Here is a 16,133-nt window from a genome sequence, read left to right on the forward strand (position 1 = left end):
GCCTTGCTCATGCTCAACCGGCGTTGAGTAGGTCGTGCAGCTCGACGAACTGCTGCGTCAGCTTATGCCGTGCATCGAGATGGATCAGCGGCGTGCAGGCCTGGTGCGACTCGCGCATCTTCACCGAACTCATCAGATTGACCGGCAGCACCGGCAGCCCTTCGGCAATCAGCTCATCGAGCAGCTGCTGCGGCAGAGTGGCACGCGGCTGGAACTGATTGACCACGATGCCCTCCACCTCCAGCGCCTCGTTGTGATCCTCCTTGAGCTCCTCGATCTCGGCCAGCAGGCCGTACAGGGCGTTGCGCGAGAAGCTGTCGCAGTCGAAGGGGATCAACACACGGTCGGCGGCAATCAACGCGGATACCGTATAAAAGTTCAGCGCCGGCGGTGTGTCCATGTAGATGTGATCATAATCTTCGGCCAATTCGTCGAGCAGTTTGCGCAGCTTGTTGATCTTGTGCTTCTGCTCCAGCTTGGGCTGCAATTCGGCCAGTTCGGCGGTGGCGGTGACCACATGCAGGTTGTCGAACGGCGTCTCATAGATGTCGACCTTGCCCTTCTTGGAAAACGGCCCGGACGAGAGGATCTGCTTGAAAAAATCAGCGATCCCCATGGGGATTTCCTCGCCGGTCAGCCCGGTGAGGTAATGAGTCGAATTGGCCTGGGCATCCAGGTCGATCAACAGTGTGCGATAACCCTGCGCCGCACTCACCGCCGCGAGATTGCAGGCAATGCTGGATTTGCCTACACCGCCCTTCTGGTTGAACACCACACGTCGCATCGCACACCTCCCTGAGCTGAATGACCTCGGATTCTATGCAAAGGCTGTGACAAGCGCGAGGCGTCGAAAGAACCCCGCAAATGATCGCCAAACGCCACTACCCGTGATAGCTTGCGCCCGCGCTATAAAGCGCATCAGGAAAGCACTTATAAATCAAGGATATGCAATGCCGTACCTGCGCACACTATTGATTGGCGGTCTTCTGGTCATTACCACCGGCTGCGCCAACGGACTCAATTCCGTACAGAAAGCTGAACTTGACTCCTACGAAGCCCGTGGCCTAGCCGTTCAGGAAAAGAGCCCTGGCACCGGAGCCGCGCTAGGGCTGCTCCCTGGCGGCGGTTCGTTCTACGGGCGCGAATACGGATACGGCGTGGTCAACCTGCTGTTCTGGCCGCTGTCCATCCTTTGGGACCCTATCAGCGGCTACGATGCATCACGCGCAATCAACTACAACGTAACCAAGGCCCATGTCGCCAAGTTGCACGAGCGGGACCTGCAGGAGCTGGATAACCAACTAGGTAGTGGCCAGCTTGATCTCGCCCAATACACACTGGAGAAGCGCAAGGTCGATACCAGGTATCGAGCAGGCTTCTGAAAAAAAGCCCGGCATTGCCGGGCTTTTTATTGCGTCACTGATGATACTGCGCCGACAACTCGTGCACGGCCTCGAAGAAGGCGCCAGCGTGAGCCGGGTCGACTTCCGGAGTGATGCCATGGCCGAGGTTGAACACGTGGCCGCCGCCGGCACCGTAGGCTGCCAGGATACGCGCCACCTCGGCGCGAATCGCCTCGGGCTTGGCGTACAGCACTGCCGGGTCCATATTACCCTGCAGGGCGACTTTGTCGCCGACACGGGCGCGGGCGCTGCCGATGTCGCACGTCCAGTCCAGGCCGAGAGCTTCCGCACCGGTGTCAGCCATGGACTCGAGCCACAGGCCACCGCCCTTGGTGAACAGGATCACCGGCACGCGGCGCCCGTCATGCTCGCGAATCAGACCGTCGACGATCTTCTGCATGTAGGCCAGGGAGAACTCCTGATAAGCAGCCGCCGAGAGCGCGCCGCCCCAGGAATCGAAGATCTGCACCGCCTGCGCACCCGCCATGATCTGCCCGTTCAGATAAGCGGTGACCGACTGCGCCAGCTTGTCGAGCAGCGCGTGCAGGGCTTGCGGGTTGTCGTAGAGCATGGCCTTGGTCTTGCGGAAATCCTTCGACGAGCCCCCTTCGACCATGTAGGTGGCCAGCGTCCACGGACTGCCGGAGAAGCCGATCAGCGGTACGCGGCCGTTCAGCTCGCGGCGGATGGTACGCACGGCGTCCATCACATAGCCCAGATCCTTCTCGGCATCCGTCACCGGCAACGCCTCGATGTCGGCCAGACTGCTGATCACCTTCTTGAAACGCGGACCTTCGCCGGTCTCGAAGTACAGACCTTGGCCCATGGCATCGGGGATGGTGAGGATGTCGGAGAACAGAATCGCCGCATCCAGCTGCGGGTAGCGATCCAGCGGCTGGATGGTGACCTCGCAAGCCAACTCCGGATTCTTCATCAGGCTCACGAAGTCGCCGGCCTTGGCCCGGGTCGCGCGGTACTCCGGCAGATAGCGGCCGGCCTGGCGCATCATCCAGATCGGCGTGACATCCACGGGTTGCTTGAGCAGGGCACGGAGGAAACGGTCGTTCTTCAGGGCAGTCATGGCAGCATCCAGCGAAAAAAGTGCGGGCATTTTCGCAGAGCGCATAACAAAAGGCACGACGGGTGCCGTGCCTTTTGTCCATCGCGACGATATGCCGCGACAACTCACCAACTGCGATAGGGCAAAAACTTGCCGTTGAGCACGATCTGCACGCGGTCACCCTTGGGGTCGGCGACGCGGGAAATATCCATGCTGAAGTCGATGGCGCTCATGATGCCGTCGCCGAACTCTTCGTGGATCAGTTCCTTGATGGTCTCGCCATAGACGTTGATCATCTCGTAGAAGCGATAGATCAGCGGATCGGTGGGGACGGCCTTGTCCCAGTGCTTGTGTGGGAATTTCTGCAGCGCAGCGGAGACTTCCTCCGGCAGCTCGAGGGTCTCGCACAGGGCGTCGGCGTTCTCCTTGGGCATGCTGTTCATGCCCAGGCAGGCCGAAGTGGTCCACACCGGCGACATGCCGATGCCCTTGCCGATTTCCGCCCAGTCCAGGCCCAGGCGCTCCTTGGCGGCGGTGATGGTGCTGCGCATCTGTTGCTTATCCATGGTGAAACTCCTTCACGGGGGTCAGAGGTACGACCCTGGCGGCAGGTGCCGGCTCGTCCAGGGCGGGGTTGATATCGGGCGGGAAGCCTTGCTCGTCGGCCACGGTGCGGCCGCGCAGCTCGTGCGAGCGATTCACCAGAAAGTCCACGAGGTGATTGCGGATGCGGTAGTACGCCGGGTGGTGAATCACCTGGTCGCGCTGGCGCGGCCGAGGCAGATCGATGCGCACCGACTCGGCGATACGCGCCTGCGGGCCGTTGGTCATCAACAGGATCCGGTCGGAAAGCAGGATCGCCTCGTCGACGTCATGAGTGATCATGAACACCGTCTGCTTGGTGGCGCTCCAGATCTTGATCAGCTCGTCCTGGATCACCCCACGGGTCAGGGCATCCAGCGCGCCGAAAGGCTCATCGAGCAGCAGCAATTGCGGCTGAGTGGCAAAGGCGCGCGCGATGCTGACGCGCTGGCGCATGCCACCGGACAGCTGCGCCGGCTTGCGCGCCTCGGAACCGCCCAGGCCGACCATCTCCAGGTACTTGCGGCTATGCGCACGGCGCTGTTCCTTCGACCACTGGGGAAAACGGGCGCGTACGCCGAACTCGACGTTTTCCAGCGCGCTGAGCCAAGGCAGCAGGCTGTAATTCTGGAACACCACGCCGCGTTCGAGGCTGGGTCCGGCGACTTCCTTGCCGGCCATTTCCAGCGTGCCTTCGCTGAAACTGTCGAGCCCGGCCAGCGCATTGAGGATGGTCGACTTGCCGCAGCCGGAGTGGCCGATGATGCAGACGAACTCGCCTTGGTCGAGGCCGAAGCTGACGTCCTCGAAGACTGTCAGCGGCTCGCTGCCGGGTTGCGGGAAACGCTTAGCCAGGCGGCGGGCATCGAGAAAATAGCGGGACATGACATCACTCCTGATAGCTGACGAGACGGGCGACGCTGCCCAGCAGAAGGTCGAGCAGCATGCCGACCACGCCGATCATCAGAATCGAGAAGATCACGCTGGCCAGGTTGAGGTTGTTCCACTCGTTCCACACGTAGTAGCCAATACCGGTGCCACCGACGAGCATCTCAGCGGCGACTATCACCAGCCAGGCGATACCGACCGAGATACGCATACCGGTAAGGATGGTCGGCATGGCCGCGGGCAGGATCACGCTGAATGCCGTACGCAGCGGGCTCAGCTCATGGGTGCGGGCGACGTTGATCCAGTCGCGGCGCACGCCGGCGACGCCGAATGCGGTGTTGAGCAGCATCGGCCATATCGAGCAGATGAAGATCACGAAGATCGCCGAGGTCTGCGAATCCTTGATCACGAACAGCGCCAGCGGCATCCAGGCCAGCGGTGAAATTGGCCGCAGAATCTGGATGAAGGGGTTGAGTGCGCGGTACATCAGCGGCGACATGCCGATGACGAAGCCGATGGGGATCGCCACCAGCGCCGCCAGCAGGTAGCCGGTCAGCACCCGGTACAACGAGTGCGCAAGCTGGATGCCGATGCCCTTGTCGTTGGGTCCGTTGTCATAGAACGGCTGGCTCAGCTCGGTGTAGGCATGCGCCAGCACCACCGAGGGCGGCGGCACGCGGGCCTCCTGCTCGGCCTCGCCCATGAGCAGGGCATATTCGTCATCGGCACTGACTGCCGCGCTGGCGGGCACGCGGCAGAGCACCTCCCAGACCACCAGCAGTAGAACCAGCAGCAAAACGGAAAGGATCGCCGCACGCAGGGAACTGGACGCTTTCATCACGACCTCCGCATGGCGAAGCTGGCCAGGTAACCGTCCGGATCAGCCGGATCGAACGGCTTGCCCATTACGCTGAAGGATTTGTAGGTGTCGGCCGGCACCGGCAGGCCAAGGTCGTTCATCACCTTGCTGGCGTCAGCCGCGAGGAACACCCGCTCGGCGATGTTGCGGTAGTCGACATCGCCTTGCAGATAGCCCCAGCGTTTCATCTGGGTGAGGATCCACACCGCCATCGACTGCCAGGGGAACGGATCGAAGTCGATACGCTGCGGCTCATCATGGATGTTGCCCAGACCATCGGCATAACGTCCGCTGAGCACCTGCTGCACCACTGGTACCGGTTGGTTGAGGTAGTTGCGGGTGGAGATCGCCTCGGCCACCGCCTTGCGATTCTCGGCCTTGGAGGAGTATTGCGTGGCGTCGATCAGCGCATGCAGCAGCGCGCCATAGGTATTGGGATTTTCGCTGGCGAAGCGCTGACTGCAGGCGAAGGCGCAGCACGGATGGCCCGGCCACAGCTCCTTGGTCAACAGATGGATGAAACCGACCTTTTCCCATACCGCGCGCTGGTTGAACGGATCCGGCGAAAGGAAGCCATCGAGGTTGCCGGCGCGCAGGTTGGCGACCATCTCCGGTGGCGGCACCACACGAATCTGGATGTCGCGATCCGGGTCCAGGCCGTGCTCGGCGACGTAATAACGCAGCAGGAAGTTGTGCATCGAGTATTCGAACGGCACCCCGAAGCGCATGCCTTTCCACAGCTTCGGGTCGCGTTTGTCCTGGTGCTGCATGCCGAGCACGATGGCCTGGCCGTTGACGTTTTCCAATGCTGGCATGACGAAGGGCGTCTGCGTCGAACCCAGCCCCTGGCTGATGGCCAGTGGCATCGGCGAGAGCATGTGCGAGGCGTCGTATTCGCCGGCCAGCGACTTGTCGCGCGCCACCGCCCAGCCGGCGGTCTTCACCGTTTCCACCTCCAGCCCGTACTTGGCGTAGAAGCCCATCGGCTCGGCCATGATGATCGGCGTGGCGCAGGTGATGGGCACGAAGCCGATCTTCAGCTTGGTCTTTTCCAGCGGGCCAAGGCTGTCCTTGACCGCCGCCTTGACCGCATCCAGCGGGATCATGCTGCCCAGAATCGCCGCCGCGACGCCGCCACCGATCATCCCCATGAAACTGCGTCGGGAGAAATCGTTGTGGCCGAACACGCCACGCACGATGGCGTTCTCCACCGCGCGATCGAGCATGGCTTCGCTGCTATCGGGCAGCGCAGCGGCACTCGGCGTGCAACGCTGGCAAGCACACCCGGCGGCATGGGAAAGCTCGCTGTCGGGGCTGAATGGATCGTCCAGACTGTTGACGCTCATCGTGATCACTCCTGCGATGGCCTGCCCCAGATTGGTGAGGCGGGCGCTGATTGGGCTGAGCCATTGCTGGCCGGTTCATGTCAGCTATTGCAGGAGCTGTACCAGCTCAAAAAAACAAATTAAGCAATTGAAAAATAAAGACTTTAATCAAATCCCTTAAAAACGATATTTCGTCATTAACGAGATTTCGTCATCGCTAGAAACGATATTTCGTCAAATGGCACGGCCTTTGGATAACAAGACACAAGCTCAATCCCGCGAGGCCCGAGATGCCTGATCCAAATGCCGCCAGCCAATTGCTGCTGCAACACATGCAGAGCGCCAGCCTGGTCATCGATCCAATCCACGACCGCACCCTGCATGCCAATCCAGCCTGTTGCGCCCTGCTCGGCTGGCCGCTGGATGAACTGCTCGCACAGCGCGCCAGCAGTCTCTGGGCGCATGACCTGGGAGCACTGGTCACTTTCACCGAGGAAGTGCAGGTGCGCGGCAATGCCTGGCGCGACGGCCTCGGACTGCTGCATCGCGATGGCGAGCGCCTGGAGGTGGAAATCGACGGCAGCCGGCTGGAACATGACGGCGCTAGCCTGCTCGGCCTGCTGATCCAGCAGCGCCGTCGCCTGGATGCCCTGCGCGGGCTGGCCGAAGCCGAGCGCTATCAACGCCAGGGGCTGCTCGAATGGCAGGGCGTGGAACGCATCTTCCGCCAGTTCGAGCGGCAGAATCAGCTGATCCTCGGTGCCGCTGGCGAGGGCATTTATGGCGTCAACCGTAACGGCGAGACCACCTTCGTCAACCCGGCAGCCGAGCGCATTCTCGGCTGGCGTGCCGACGACCTTATCGGCCACAACATTCACGACCTGATTCACCACCACCATCCCGACGGCAGCACCTACGACGGCCACACCTGCCCGATATACGCCGCCTTCAACGACGGCGAGGTGCATCAGGTGGCCGACGAGGTGTTCTGGAACAAGGACGGCAAGCCGATCCCGGTTGATTACACCAGCACGCCGCTGCGCGATGACGGCGAACTGGTCGGCGCCGTAGTGGTGTTTCGCGACATCAGCGAGCGCCTGGAAACCGAGCGCCGCCTGCGCCAGGCCCTGAGTGAGGTGCAGCAGCTCAAGCAACGCCTGGAGCTGGAGAATGCCTACCTGCAGGAGGAAATTCGTGGCGAGTACGCCCAGCACGACCTGGTCGGACGTAGCGCCGCCATGCAGCAGGTAATCCACCAGATCGAGCTGGTCGCACCGACCGGCGCCAACGTACTGATCACCGGCGAGTCAGGCACCGGCAAGGAGCTGATCGCCCGCGCCATTCACGACAACAGCGGACGCAGCCGCCGCCCGTTGATACGAGTAAACTGCGCGGCAGTACCGCGCGAACTGTTCGAGAGCGAATTCTTCGGCCATATCCGCGGCGCATTTACCGGCGCATTGAACGACCGTGTCGGGCGCTTCGAACTGGCCGATGGCGGCACGCTGTTTCTCGACGAAGTCGGCGAAATTCCCCTAGAGCTCCAGAGCAAGCTGCTGCGCGTGCTGCAGGAACAGCAGCTGGAACGGGTTGGCGACAACCGTACCCGTCAGGTGGATGTACGCGTGATCGCCGCCACCAACCGCGACCTGCGCCAGGAAGTGCGTGCCGGCCGCTTCCGTGAAGACCTATATTTTCGTCTCAACGTCTTCCCCATCGAGTCAGCACCGTTGCGTCAGCGCCCGGAAGATATTCCGCCCCTGGCCCAACACTTTCTAAGCCGCGCCTGTCGCCAGCTCAATCGCCCTGAGCCCAGCCTGCGACTAGCCGACATCCAACGCCTGCAGGCCTATTCCTGGCCGGGCAACATTCGTGAACTGGAGAACCTGATCGAGCGCGCGGTGATCATTTCTCCCGGCACCCGGCTACGTTTGGACTTGCCCAACGACAACGGCAACGAGGTACCGTCACAGCCACCGGCCGAACAGGAAATGCGGATTTTCACCCAGGGCGAACAACGCCGGCAGATGCGTGAAAACCTGATCGCGGCGCTGACGGCCTGCGCAGGCCGAATATCGGGGAAGGACGGCGCGGCGCGGTTGCTGGAGCTGAAGCCAACGACCCTGCGCTCACGCCTGGAGAGCTTCGCCATCGACCCGCGCGACTATAGACCAGGGAGGTCTCAGCCGCGCGGGTACGAGACGAATCAGACGCCGAGGTAGTCTAGGATACCCTCGGCAGCGTTGCGGCCTTCGAAAATCGCCGTCACCACCAGGTCGGAACCACGCACCATGTCGCCACCGGCGAAGACTTTCGGGTTGCTGGTCTGGTGCTTGAACTGCGACTGCTCGGGCGCGACGACGCGGCCCTGGCTGTCGGTCTGGATCTCGAACTGCTCGAACCAGGGCGCTGGGCTCGGGCGGAAGCCGAAGGCGATCAGCACGGCTTCGGCCGGGATGATCTCCTCGGAGCCCGGGATCGGCTCGGGGCTGCGACGGCCACGGGCGTCCGGCTCGCCGAGACGGGTCTCGACCACCTTGATGCCTTCCACCTTGTCTTCACCGACGATGGCGATGGGCTGGCGGTTGAAGAGGAACTTCACGCCCTCTTCCTTGGCGTTCTTCACTTCCTTGCGCGAGCCGGGCATGTTCTCTTCGTCACGGCGATAGGCACAGGTCACGGCCTTGGCGCCCTGACGAATCGAGGTGCGGTTGCAGTCCATCGCGGTGTCGCCGCCGCCCAGTACCACGACGCGCTTGCCCTTCATGTCGATGAAGTCTTCCGGCGACTTCTCGAAACCGAGGTTGCGGTTGACGTTGGCGATGAGGAAGTCCAGCGCGTCATAGACGCCCGGCAGGTCCTCGCCCGGGAAGCCACCCTTCATGTAGGTGTAGGTGCCCATGCCCATAAATACGGCATCGTACTCATCCAGCAATTGCTGCATGGTCACGTCCTTGCCGATCTCGGTATTCAGGCGGAACTCGATGCCCATGCCGGTGAAGACTTCACGGCGGCGGCTGAGCACGGTCTTTTCCAGCTTGAACTCGGGAATACCGAAGGTCAGCAGGCCACCGATTTCCGGGTTCTTGTCGAACACCACCGGGGTCACGCCGTTGCGCACCAGCACGTCGGCGCAGCCCAGGCCAGCCGGGCCGGCACCGATCACCGCGACACGCTTGCCAGTCGGCACAACCCGCGACATGTCCGGGCGCCAGCCCATGGCGAAGGCGGTGTCGGTGATGTACTTCTCCACCGAACCGATGGTCACTGCGCCGAAGCCGTCATTGAGGGTGCAGGCACCTTCGCAAAGACGATCCTGCGGGCACACGCGGCCGCAGACTTCCGGCAGGGTGTTGGTCTGGTGCGACAGTTCGGCGGCAGCGAGGATGTTGCCCTCGGAGACCAGCTTGAGCCAGTTCGGAATGAAGTTGTGCACAGGGCACTTCCACTCGCAATACGGGTTGCCGCAGCCCAGGCAGCGATGCGCCTGGTCGGAGGCCTGCGCCGGCTTGAAGTTGTCGTAGATCTCGACGAATTCCTTCTTGCGCTGACGCAGCAGTTTCTTCTTCGGGTCTTTGCGCCCGACTTCGATGAACTGGAAGTCGTTGTTCAGACGTTCAGTCATTGCATTACCTCATAACAGCAGCGGCAAGCATCAAGCTGCAAGCTGCAAGACAATCACGTTGGATCGGCAAGCCCGTGGCTGCGTCTGACTTGCAGCCTGGGGCTTGCCGCTTGCAGCTTTACTGCGGATTGGCACGGGTGCTGGACAACAGCGACTTCAGACTGGCCGCTTTCGGTTTCACCAGCCAGAACTTGCGCAGGTAATCGTCCAGGTTCTCCAGTAGGTTCTGCCCCCACTCGCTGCCGGTTTCCTCGACATACTCGGCCAGCACGCTTTCCAGGTGGCTGCGGTAGGCCTCCATCGCTTCGTTGTTGATGCGTTGGATTTCCACCAGCTCGTGGTTGACGCGGTCGTAGAAGCCGTTGTCCATGTCGAGCACATAGGCGAAGCCGCCGGTCATGCCGGAGCCGAAGTTGTAGCCGGTCTTGCCCAGCACGCAGACGAAACCGCCAGTCATGTACTCGCAGCAGTGGTCGCCAGTGCCTTCCACCACGGCGTGGGCGCCGGAGTTACGCACGGCGAAACGCTCACCCGCGGTACCGGTGGCGAACAGCTTGCCGCCAGTGGCGCCGTACAGGCAGGTGTTGCCGATGATGGCGCTGTCCTCGGTGGCGAACGGGCTGCCGGCAGGCGGAGTGATGACGATCTTGCCCGCCGTCATGCCCTTGCCCACGTAGTCGTTGGCGTCGCCTTCCAGGCGCAGGTGCAGGCCACCAGCGTTCCATACGCCGAAGCTCTGACCGGCAGTGCCCTTGAAGCGGAAGGTGATCGGCGCGCCGTTCATGCCCTGGTTGCCATGCACACGGGCGATCTCACCGGAAATGCGCGCACCGATGGAGCGGTCGCAGTTGCCGATGTTCAGCTCGAACTCACCACCGGTCTTGCCGGCGATGGCGTCCTTGGCCATTTCCACCATCTTCTCGGCCAGCAGGCCTTCGTCGAACGGCGGGTTCTTCGGCACCTGGCAGAACTGCGGTTTGTCAGCCGGGATATGTGCGCTGGCCAGCAGCGGAGACAGATCCAGGTTGCCCTGCTTGGCGGTTTCGCCCGGCAGCATCTCGAGCAGGTCGGTACGCCCGATCAGCTCTTCCAGGCTGCGCACGCCCAGCTTGGCCAGCCACTCGCGAGTTTCCTCGGCGACGTAGGTGAAGAAGTTCATCACCATCTCGACGGTGCCGATGAAGTGATCCTTGCGCAGCTTGTCGTTCTGCGTGGCCACGCCGGTGGCGCAGTTGTTCAGATGGCAGATGCGCAGGTACTTGCAGCCCAGGGCCACCATCGGCGCAGTACCGAAGCCGAAGCTCTCGGCGCCGAGGATGGCTGCCTTGATCACGTCGAGACCGGTTTTCAGACCACCGTCGGTCTGCACCCGCACCTTGCCGCGCAGGTCGTTGCCGCGCAGGGTCTGGTGGGTTTCGGCCAGGCCCAGTTCCCAGGGCGCGCCGGCATAGCGGATGGAAGTCAGCGGCGATGCGCCGGTACCACCGTCGTAACCGGAAATGGTGATCAGGTCGGCGTAGGCCTTGGCCACACCGGCAGCGATGGTGCCGACGCCGGCTTCCGCCACCAGCTTGACCGACACCAGCGCCTTCGGGTTGACCTGCTTGAGGTCATAGATCAGCTGCGCCAGGTCTTCGATCGAGTAGATATCGTGGTGCGGCGGCGGCGAGATCAGGGTCACGCCCGGCACCGCGTAGCGCAGCTTGGCGATCAGGCCATTGACCTTGCCGCCCGGCAACTGGCCGCCCTCACCGGGCTTGGCGCCCTGGGCCACCTTGATCTGCAGCACTTCGGCGTTGACCAGGTATTCCGGGGTCACGCCAAAACGGCCGGTGGCCACCTGCTTGATCTTCGAGCTCTTGATGGTGCCGTAGCGGGCCGGGTCTTCGCCGCCCTCGCCGGAGTTGGAACGACCACCCAGACGGTTCATCGCCTCGGCCAGCGCCTCGTGCGCCTCCGGCGACAGCGCGCCGAGGGAGATGCCGGCGGCGTCGAAACGCTTGAAGATCGACTCCAGCGGCTCGACCTGGTCGAGAGTGATCGGCGTGGCGGACTCCTTGACCTTGAGCAGGTCGCGGATCATCGACACCGGACGGGTGTCGACCAGCGTCGAGTATTCCTTGTACTTGGCGTAGTTGCCCTGCTGCACGGCTTCCTGCAGCGTGCGCACCACGTCCGGGTTGTAGGCGTGGTACTCGCCGCCGTAGACGAACTTGAGCAGACCGCCCTGCTGGATCGGCTTGCGATTGTTCCAGGCCTCGAAGGACAGCAGCTTCTGCTCGCTTTCGATATCGACGAAGCGCGCGCCCTGGATGCGGCTGGCCACACCCCGGAAGCACAGCTCGGTGACTTCATCGGCCAGGCCGACGGCCTCGAACAGTTGCGCCCCGCGGTAGGACGCGACCGTGGAGATGCCCATCTTCGACAGGATCTTCAGCAGGCCCTTGGAGATGCCCTTGCGGTAGTACTTGAAGACTTCGTACAGATCGCCCAGCACTTCGCCGGTGCGGATCAGGTCGCCCAGCACTTCGTAGGCCAGGAACGGGTAGACCGCCGAGGCGCCGAAGCCCAGCAGCACGGCGTAGTGGTGCGGGTCACGCGCGGTGGCGGTTTCTACCAGGATGTTGCAGTCGCAGCGCAGACCTTTCTCGGTCAGGCGGTGATGCACGGCACCGGTGACCAGCGCGGCATGCGCCGGCAGCTTGCCCGGGGCGATGTGACGGTCGCTCAGTACCAACAACACCTTGCCGGCACGCACGGCTTCCTCGGCCTGGTCGGCCATATTGCGCACGGCCGCTTCCAGTCCCAGCGACTCGTCGTAGTTCATGTCGATGACATGACGGTCAAAGCCCGGGCGATCCAGGTTCATCAGCGCGCGCCACTTGGCCGGCGAGATCACCGGGCTGCTGAGGATCACGCGGGTGGCGTGCTCAGGCGACTCGCTGAAGATATTGCGCTCGGCGCCCAGGCAGATTTCCAGGGACATGACGATCGCTTCACGCAGCGGGTCGATCGGCGGGTTGGTGACCTGCGCGAACTGCTGGCGGAAGTAGTCGTAGGGCGAACGTACGCGCTGGCTAAGCACCGCCATCGGCGTGTCATCGCCCATGGAGCCGACGGCTTCCTGGCCCTGCTCACCGAGTGGGCGCAGGACTTGATCACGCTCCTCGAAGGTGACCTGGAACATCTTCATGTACTGCTTGAGCTGGTCCGGGTCGTAGAAGGCCGAACCATGGTCGCGGTCTTCCAGCGTCGCCTTGATGCGCTGGGCATGCTTGCGCAGCCACAGCTTGTAGGGGTGGCGCGACTTCAGGCGGCTGTCGATGGACTCGGTATCCAGCACCTGGCCGGTCTCGGTGTCGACGGCGAGGATCTGCCCCGGGCCGACACGCCCCTTGGCGATGACGTCCTCGGGCTGGTAATCCCACACGCCGATTTCCGATGCCAGGGTGATGTAGCCGTTCTTGGTGGTAACCCAACGCGCCGGGCGCAGACCGTTACGGTCGAGCAGGCACACGGCATGGCGCCCATCGGTCAGCACCACGCCGGCCGGGCCATCCCAGGGCTCCATGTGCATGGAGTTGTATTCGTAGAACGCGCGCAGGTCGGCGTCCATGGTCTCGACGTTCTGCCAGGCCGGCGGAATGATCATGCGCAGGCCGCGGAACAGGTCGATGCCGCCGGTGACCATCAGCTCGAGCATGTTGTCCATGCTCGAGGAGTCGGAACCAACGCGGTTGACCAGCGGACCCAACTCATCGAGATCGGGGATCAGCTCGTTGGCAAACTTGGTACGCCGAGCCTGCGCCCAGTTGCGGTTGCCGGTGATGGTGTTGATCTCGCCGTTGTGCGCGAGATAGCGGAACGGCTGCGCCAGCGGCCACTTCGGCAGCGTGTTGGTGGAAAAGCGCTGGTGGAAGACCGCGATGGCGGTCTGCAGGCGCTCGTCACCCAGATCCGGGTAGAACTGCTGCAGGTCCGCAGGCATCATCAGGCCTTTATAGATGATGGTCTTGTGCGAAAAGCTGCAGATGTAGTGATCGCTGTCGTCGGCGTTGGCCACCGAGGAACGACGGCGGGCGCTGAACAGCTTGATGGCGAATTCCTGGTCGGACAAACCATCACCGCCGATGAACACCTGCTCGATCTGCGGCAGGCGCTCCAGTGCCAGCCTGCCCAGCACGCTGGTGTCGATCGGCACCTTGCGCCAGCCCACCAGTTGCAGGCCGGCCGCCAGGATTTCGCGGTTCATGTTCTCGCGCGCGGCTTCGGCCTTGGCCGAATCCTGATTGAAGAACACCATGCCCACGGCATATTGCCCAGGCAGTTCGACGCCGAATTGCTCCTGGGCGATGGCGCGCAGGAATTGATCGGGCTTCTGGATCAACAGGCCGCAGCCATCACCGGTCTTGCCGTCGGCGTTGATACCGCCGCGGTGGGTCATGCAGGTGAGGGCCTCAATAGCGGTCTTGAGCAGGTGATGGCTAGCCTCACCTTGCATATGGGCGATCAAGCCGAAGCCGCAGTTATCCTTGAACTCATCAGGACGGTACAAACCTGCTTTCATAGGGGAAACTCTCACCAGGCTGCCTAGACCTCAGGCAAATTACTTTCTAATTCAATTACTTAAACCCGAATAGCGGGCACGGGCCAGCTTTGCTCTGGGCAAAAGGGAGGTCATTGTACATATCCACCCAAGGCGTCACAAATTTTCGTGACGAGGGGGTGAAAATTAATGTCGCAAAACCGAAGGATAAGACCGCAAGGTCGTGCTAGCGACCAAGCGGTCATCTTGGGACAGAGCGCTTAGCGGCTCATTTCCTGCTGGATGCTGCCCAGAGTACGAGGCCAGGGCTTGCCGGCCTGCAGCGTGGCAGGGAGAGTCTTCACGGCCGCCTGCGCGGCATCGCGACTGGAGAAGCTACCATAGGTCAGCACATACAGCGGCTGCCCCTGGTGGATCTTCTTGAAATAGCGGTACTCGCTGCCCCCCTCACGCACCAGCGCCTGAATGTTGGCCTCCGAACGCGACCCGACGACCTGCAAGGCATAGCGGGACGCCGGCTGCTGCGCATACCAGCCACCCGAGGCTGCAGCAGGCGCGGCTGTTGAAGCAGGCGCGGGCTTGGCCGCAGGCACCGGAGCCGGAGCAGGAGCAGGAGCCGCGGGCTTGGGCGCCGCCGGCTCAGGCTGCTTCGCAGGTGCAGGTGCAGGTGCAGGTGCAGGTGCAGGTGCAGGTGCAGGTGCAGCAGGGATTGGAGTCGATGGCAGTGTCACTGTCGAGGGCTCAGGCGAGGCCGGCGGCTCGAAGTTATCCAACTCCTCACCGGCTGCTTCGGCCAACGGCTGGCGAATCACGGTCTGCGATTCACCCACCAGCGGCAGGGGCAGTGGCTGGCTGGCACCCGCGAACTCGATGGCCGGCGTGCGACTCTCCGACGCAGGCTCCTGCGCGGGCTCTTCAGCCTCGACTGCCGGAGTGGAAGATTGCAAGGGCAGAGACGTATTACTGGCTACCGGCTCAGGAGTGGAAGATTCGCGCCCCTGCATGAACCAGGCGGCAGCGACGCCAACCAGAACGACCGCTAGCGCCAACAGATGTTTTTTCGGCAAAGCGAAACCACCGCCTGCAGCGCCACGCCCGGCAGCCCGCTGCGCAAGCATCTGCTCGACCAGCAATTCACGCGCCTCCTGATTGATCGCACCCGGCCAACCCTGGGAGCGCGCGTGAATATCCTCGATCTGCTCATCGGCCAACAGCCCGATGTCCTGCCCAGCCCCTTCCAGCCGCAGCGCAAGATATTCGCGCGTTTCGTCCTCGGCATAGGGCTGAAGCTCGATGGCGTGATAGCACTCTTCGCCGCCCGCCAGAGCTTCCAGCCGAGCCAACAATTCGTGCTCGGCAAACAGAAAGACGTGCGGACGCCCTTCGTCGCCCCCTGCAGCGAGTACCAGCAGATTCTTCAGCGCAACATCATCCAGCTGATCCGCATCATCGATCAGCAGGTAAACCTCCTGACCGGTCAGCGCCAACTGTCCAACCTGAGCCAGGATCGAGCGCACATCAGCCTGAGCGATGGACAAGCCCTGCGCCACTTGGCGCAGCAGCGACTCGCTATCCGCGACACCCTGCGCAATGACGATGCTCTGCACCGCCTGCTTGTTGGTACTCGCAACCAACGCCTGACGCAACAGCGTCTTGCCGCTACCTTCAGGCCCCACCACCGCCAGCAGGAGCTGGCTGTAGCGCGCAAGGTGATGTAACTGCCCCAACACCGGCTTGCGTTGCGCCGGGAAGAACTTGAAGCCAGGCACTCGTGGCGCGAAGGGATCGTGGCTGAACTGGTAATGGGCCAGGAAAGCTTCGTCAGCATGCAAACTGGTCATGATT

The 16,133-nt window shown here is 62.6% G+C and carries 11 protein-coding genes; 2 read left to right on the forward strand and 9 right to left on the reverse strand.

Annotated elements, in window-relative coordinates; genetic code table 11:
* Positions 1-13: 13 nt before the first annotated feature.
* Positions 14-784 carry a ParA family protein gene (locus P3C50_RS07240; RefSeq protein ID WP_275545482.1) on the reverse strand — a complete coding sequence of 257 codons (771 nt, stop codon included), beginning with the start codon at positions 782-784 and terminating at the stop codon, positions 14-16.
* A 166-nt stretch (positions 785-950) separates the two neighbouring features.
* Between P3C50_RS07240 and P3C50_RS07245 the strand changes: the two genes are divergently transcribed.
* Positions 951-1,382: a hypothetical protein gene (locus P3C50_RS07245; protein ID WP_197856981.1), complete on the forward strand. Its 432-nt coding sequence runs from the start codon at positions 951-953 to the stop codon at positions 1,380-1,382.
* Between the two features lie 34 nt (positions 1,383-1,416).
* Here the strand turns inward: P3C50_RS07245 and hemE are convergent, their stop codons facing one another.
* From hemE to P3C50_RS07270, 5 genes are all read right to left on the reverse strand, one after another.
* Entirely contained in the window at positions 1,417-2,484 is a 1,068-nt protein-coding gene (gene hemE, locus P3C50_RS07250; protein WP_197856980.1) for a uroporphyrinogen decarboxylase, read from the reverse strand.
* A 104-nt stretch (positions 2,485-2,588) separates the two neighbouring features.
* Positions 2,589-3,029 (reverse strand): cyanase, encoded by a 441-nt coding sequence (gene cynS / locus P3C50_RS07255; RefSeq protein WP_275545483.1) that lies wholly within the window; start codon positions 3,027-3,029, stop codon positions 2,589-2,591.
* A complete protein-coding gene (locus P3C50_RS07260; protein WP_275545484.1) occupies positions 3,022-3,930 on the reverse strand; it encodes an ABC transporter ATP-binding protein in 909 nt (302 codons plus the stop codon). The genes cynS and P3C50_RS07260 overlap by 8 nt, the downstream gene beginning before the upstream one ends.
* A 4-nt stretch (positions 3,931-3,934) precedes the next feature.
* On the reverse strand, positions 3,935-4,771 hold the full coding sequence (gene ntrB, locus P3C50_RS07265) for a nitrate ABC transporter permease (protein ID WP_275545485.1): 837 nt from the start codon (positions 4,769-4,771) through the stop codon (positions 3,935-3,937).
* On the reverse strand, positions 4,771-6,138 hold the full coding sequence (locus tag P3C50_RS07270) for a CmpA/NrtA family ABC transporter substrate-binding protein (protein WP_275545486.1): 1,368 nt from the start codon (positions 6,136-6,138) through the stop codon (positions 4,771-4,773). Before P3C50_RS07270 ends, ntrB begins: the two co-directional genes overlap by 1 nt.
* A 269-nt stretch (positions 6,139-6,407) precedes the next feature.
* Between P3C50_RS07270 and P3C50_RS07275 the strand changes: the two genes are divergently transcribed.
* Positions 6,408-8,339 (forward strand): sigma 54-interacting transcriptional regulator, encoded by a 1,932-nt coding sequence (locus P3C50_RS07275; RefSeq protein WP_275545487.1) that lies wholly within the window; start codon positions 6,408-6,410, stop codon positions 8,337-8,339.
* Here the strand turns inward: P3C50_RS07275 and P3C50_RS07280 are convergent.
* The 3 genes from P3C50_RS07280 to P3C50_RS07290 all read right to left on the reverse strand — a co-directional run bounded on the left by P3C50_RS07280 (position 8,324) and on the right by P3C50_RS07290 (position 16,129).
* Entirely contained in the window at positions 8,324-9,742 is a 1,419-nt protein-coding gene (locus tag P3C50_RS07280) for an FAD-dependent oxidoreductase (RefSeq protein WP_275545488.1), read from the reverse strand. The genes P3C50_RS07275 and P3C50_RS07280 overlap by 16 nt on opposite strands.
* Positions 9,743-9,860: 118 nt before the next feature.
* Positions 9,861-14,309: a glutamate synthase large subunit gene (gene gltB / locus P3C50_RS07285; protein ID WP_197856978.1), complete on the reverse strand. Its 4,449-nt coding sequence runs from the start codon at positions 14,307-14,309 to the stop codon at positions 9,861-9,863.
* Between the two features lie 239 nt (positions 14,310-14,548).
* A complete protein-coding gene (locus tag P3C50_RS07290) occupies positions 14,549-16,129 on the reverse strand; it encodes an AAA family ATPase (protein WP_275545489.1) in 1,581 nt (526 codons plus the stop codon).
* Positions 16,130-16,133: the final 4 nt, after the last annotated feature.

This window comes from Pseudomonas sp. Marseille-Q0931 (genome assembly GCF_940789645.1).
Lineage (GTDB): Bacteria > Pseudomonadota > Gammaproteobacteria > Pseudomonadales > Pseudomonadaceae > Aquipseudomonas.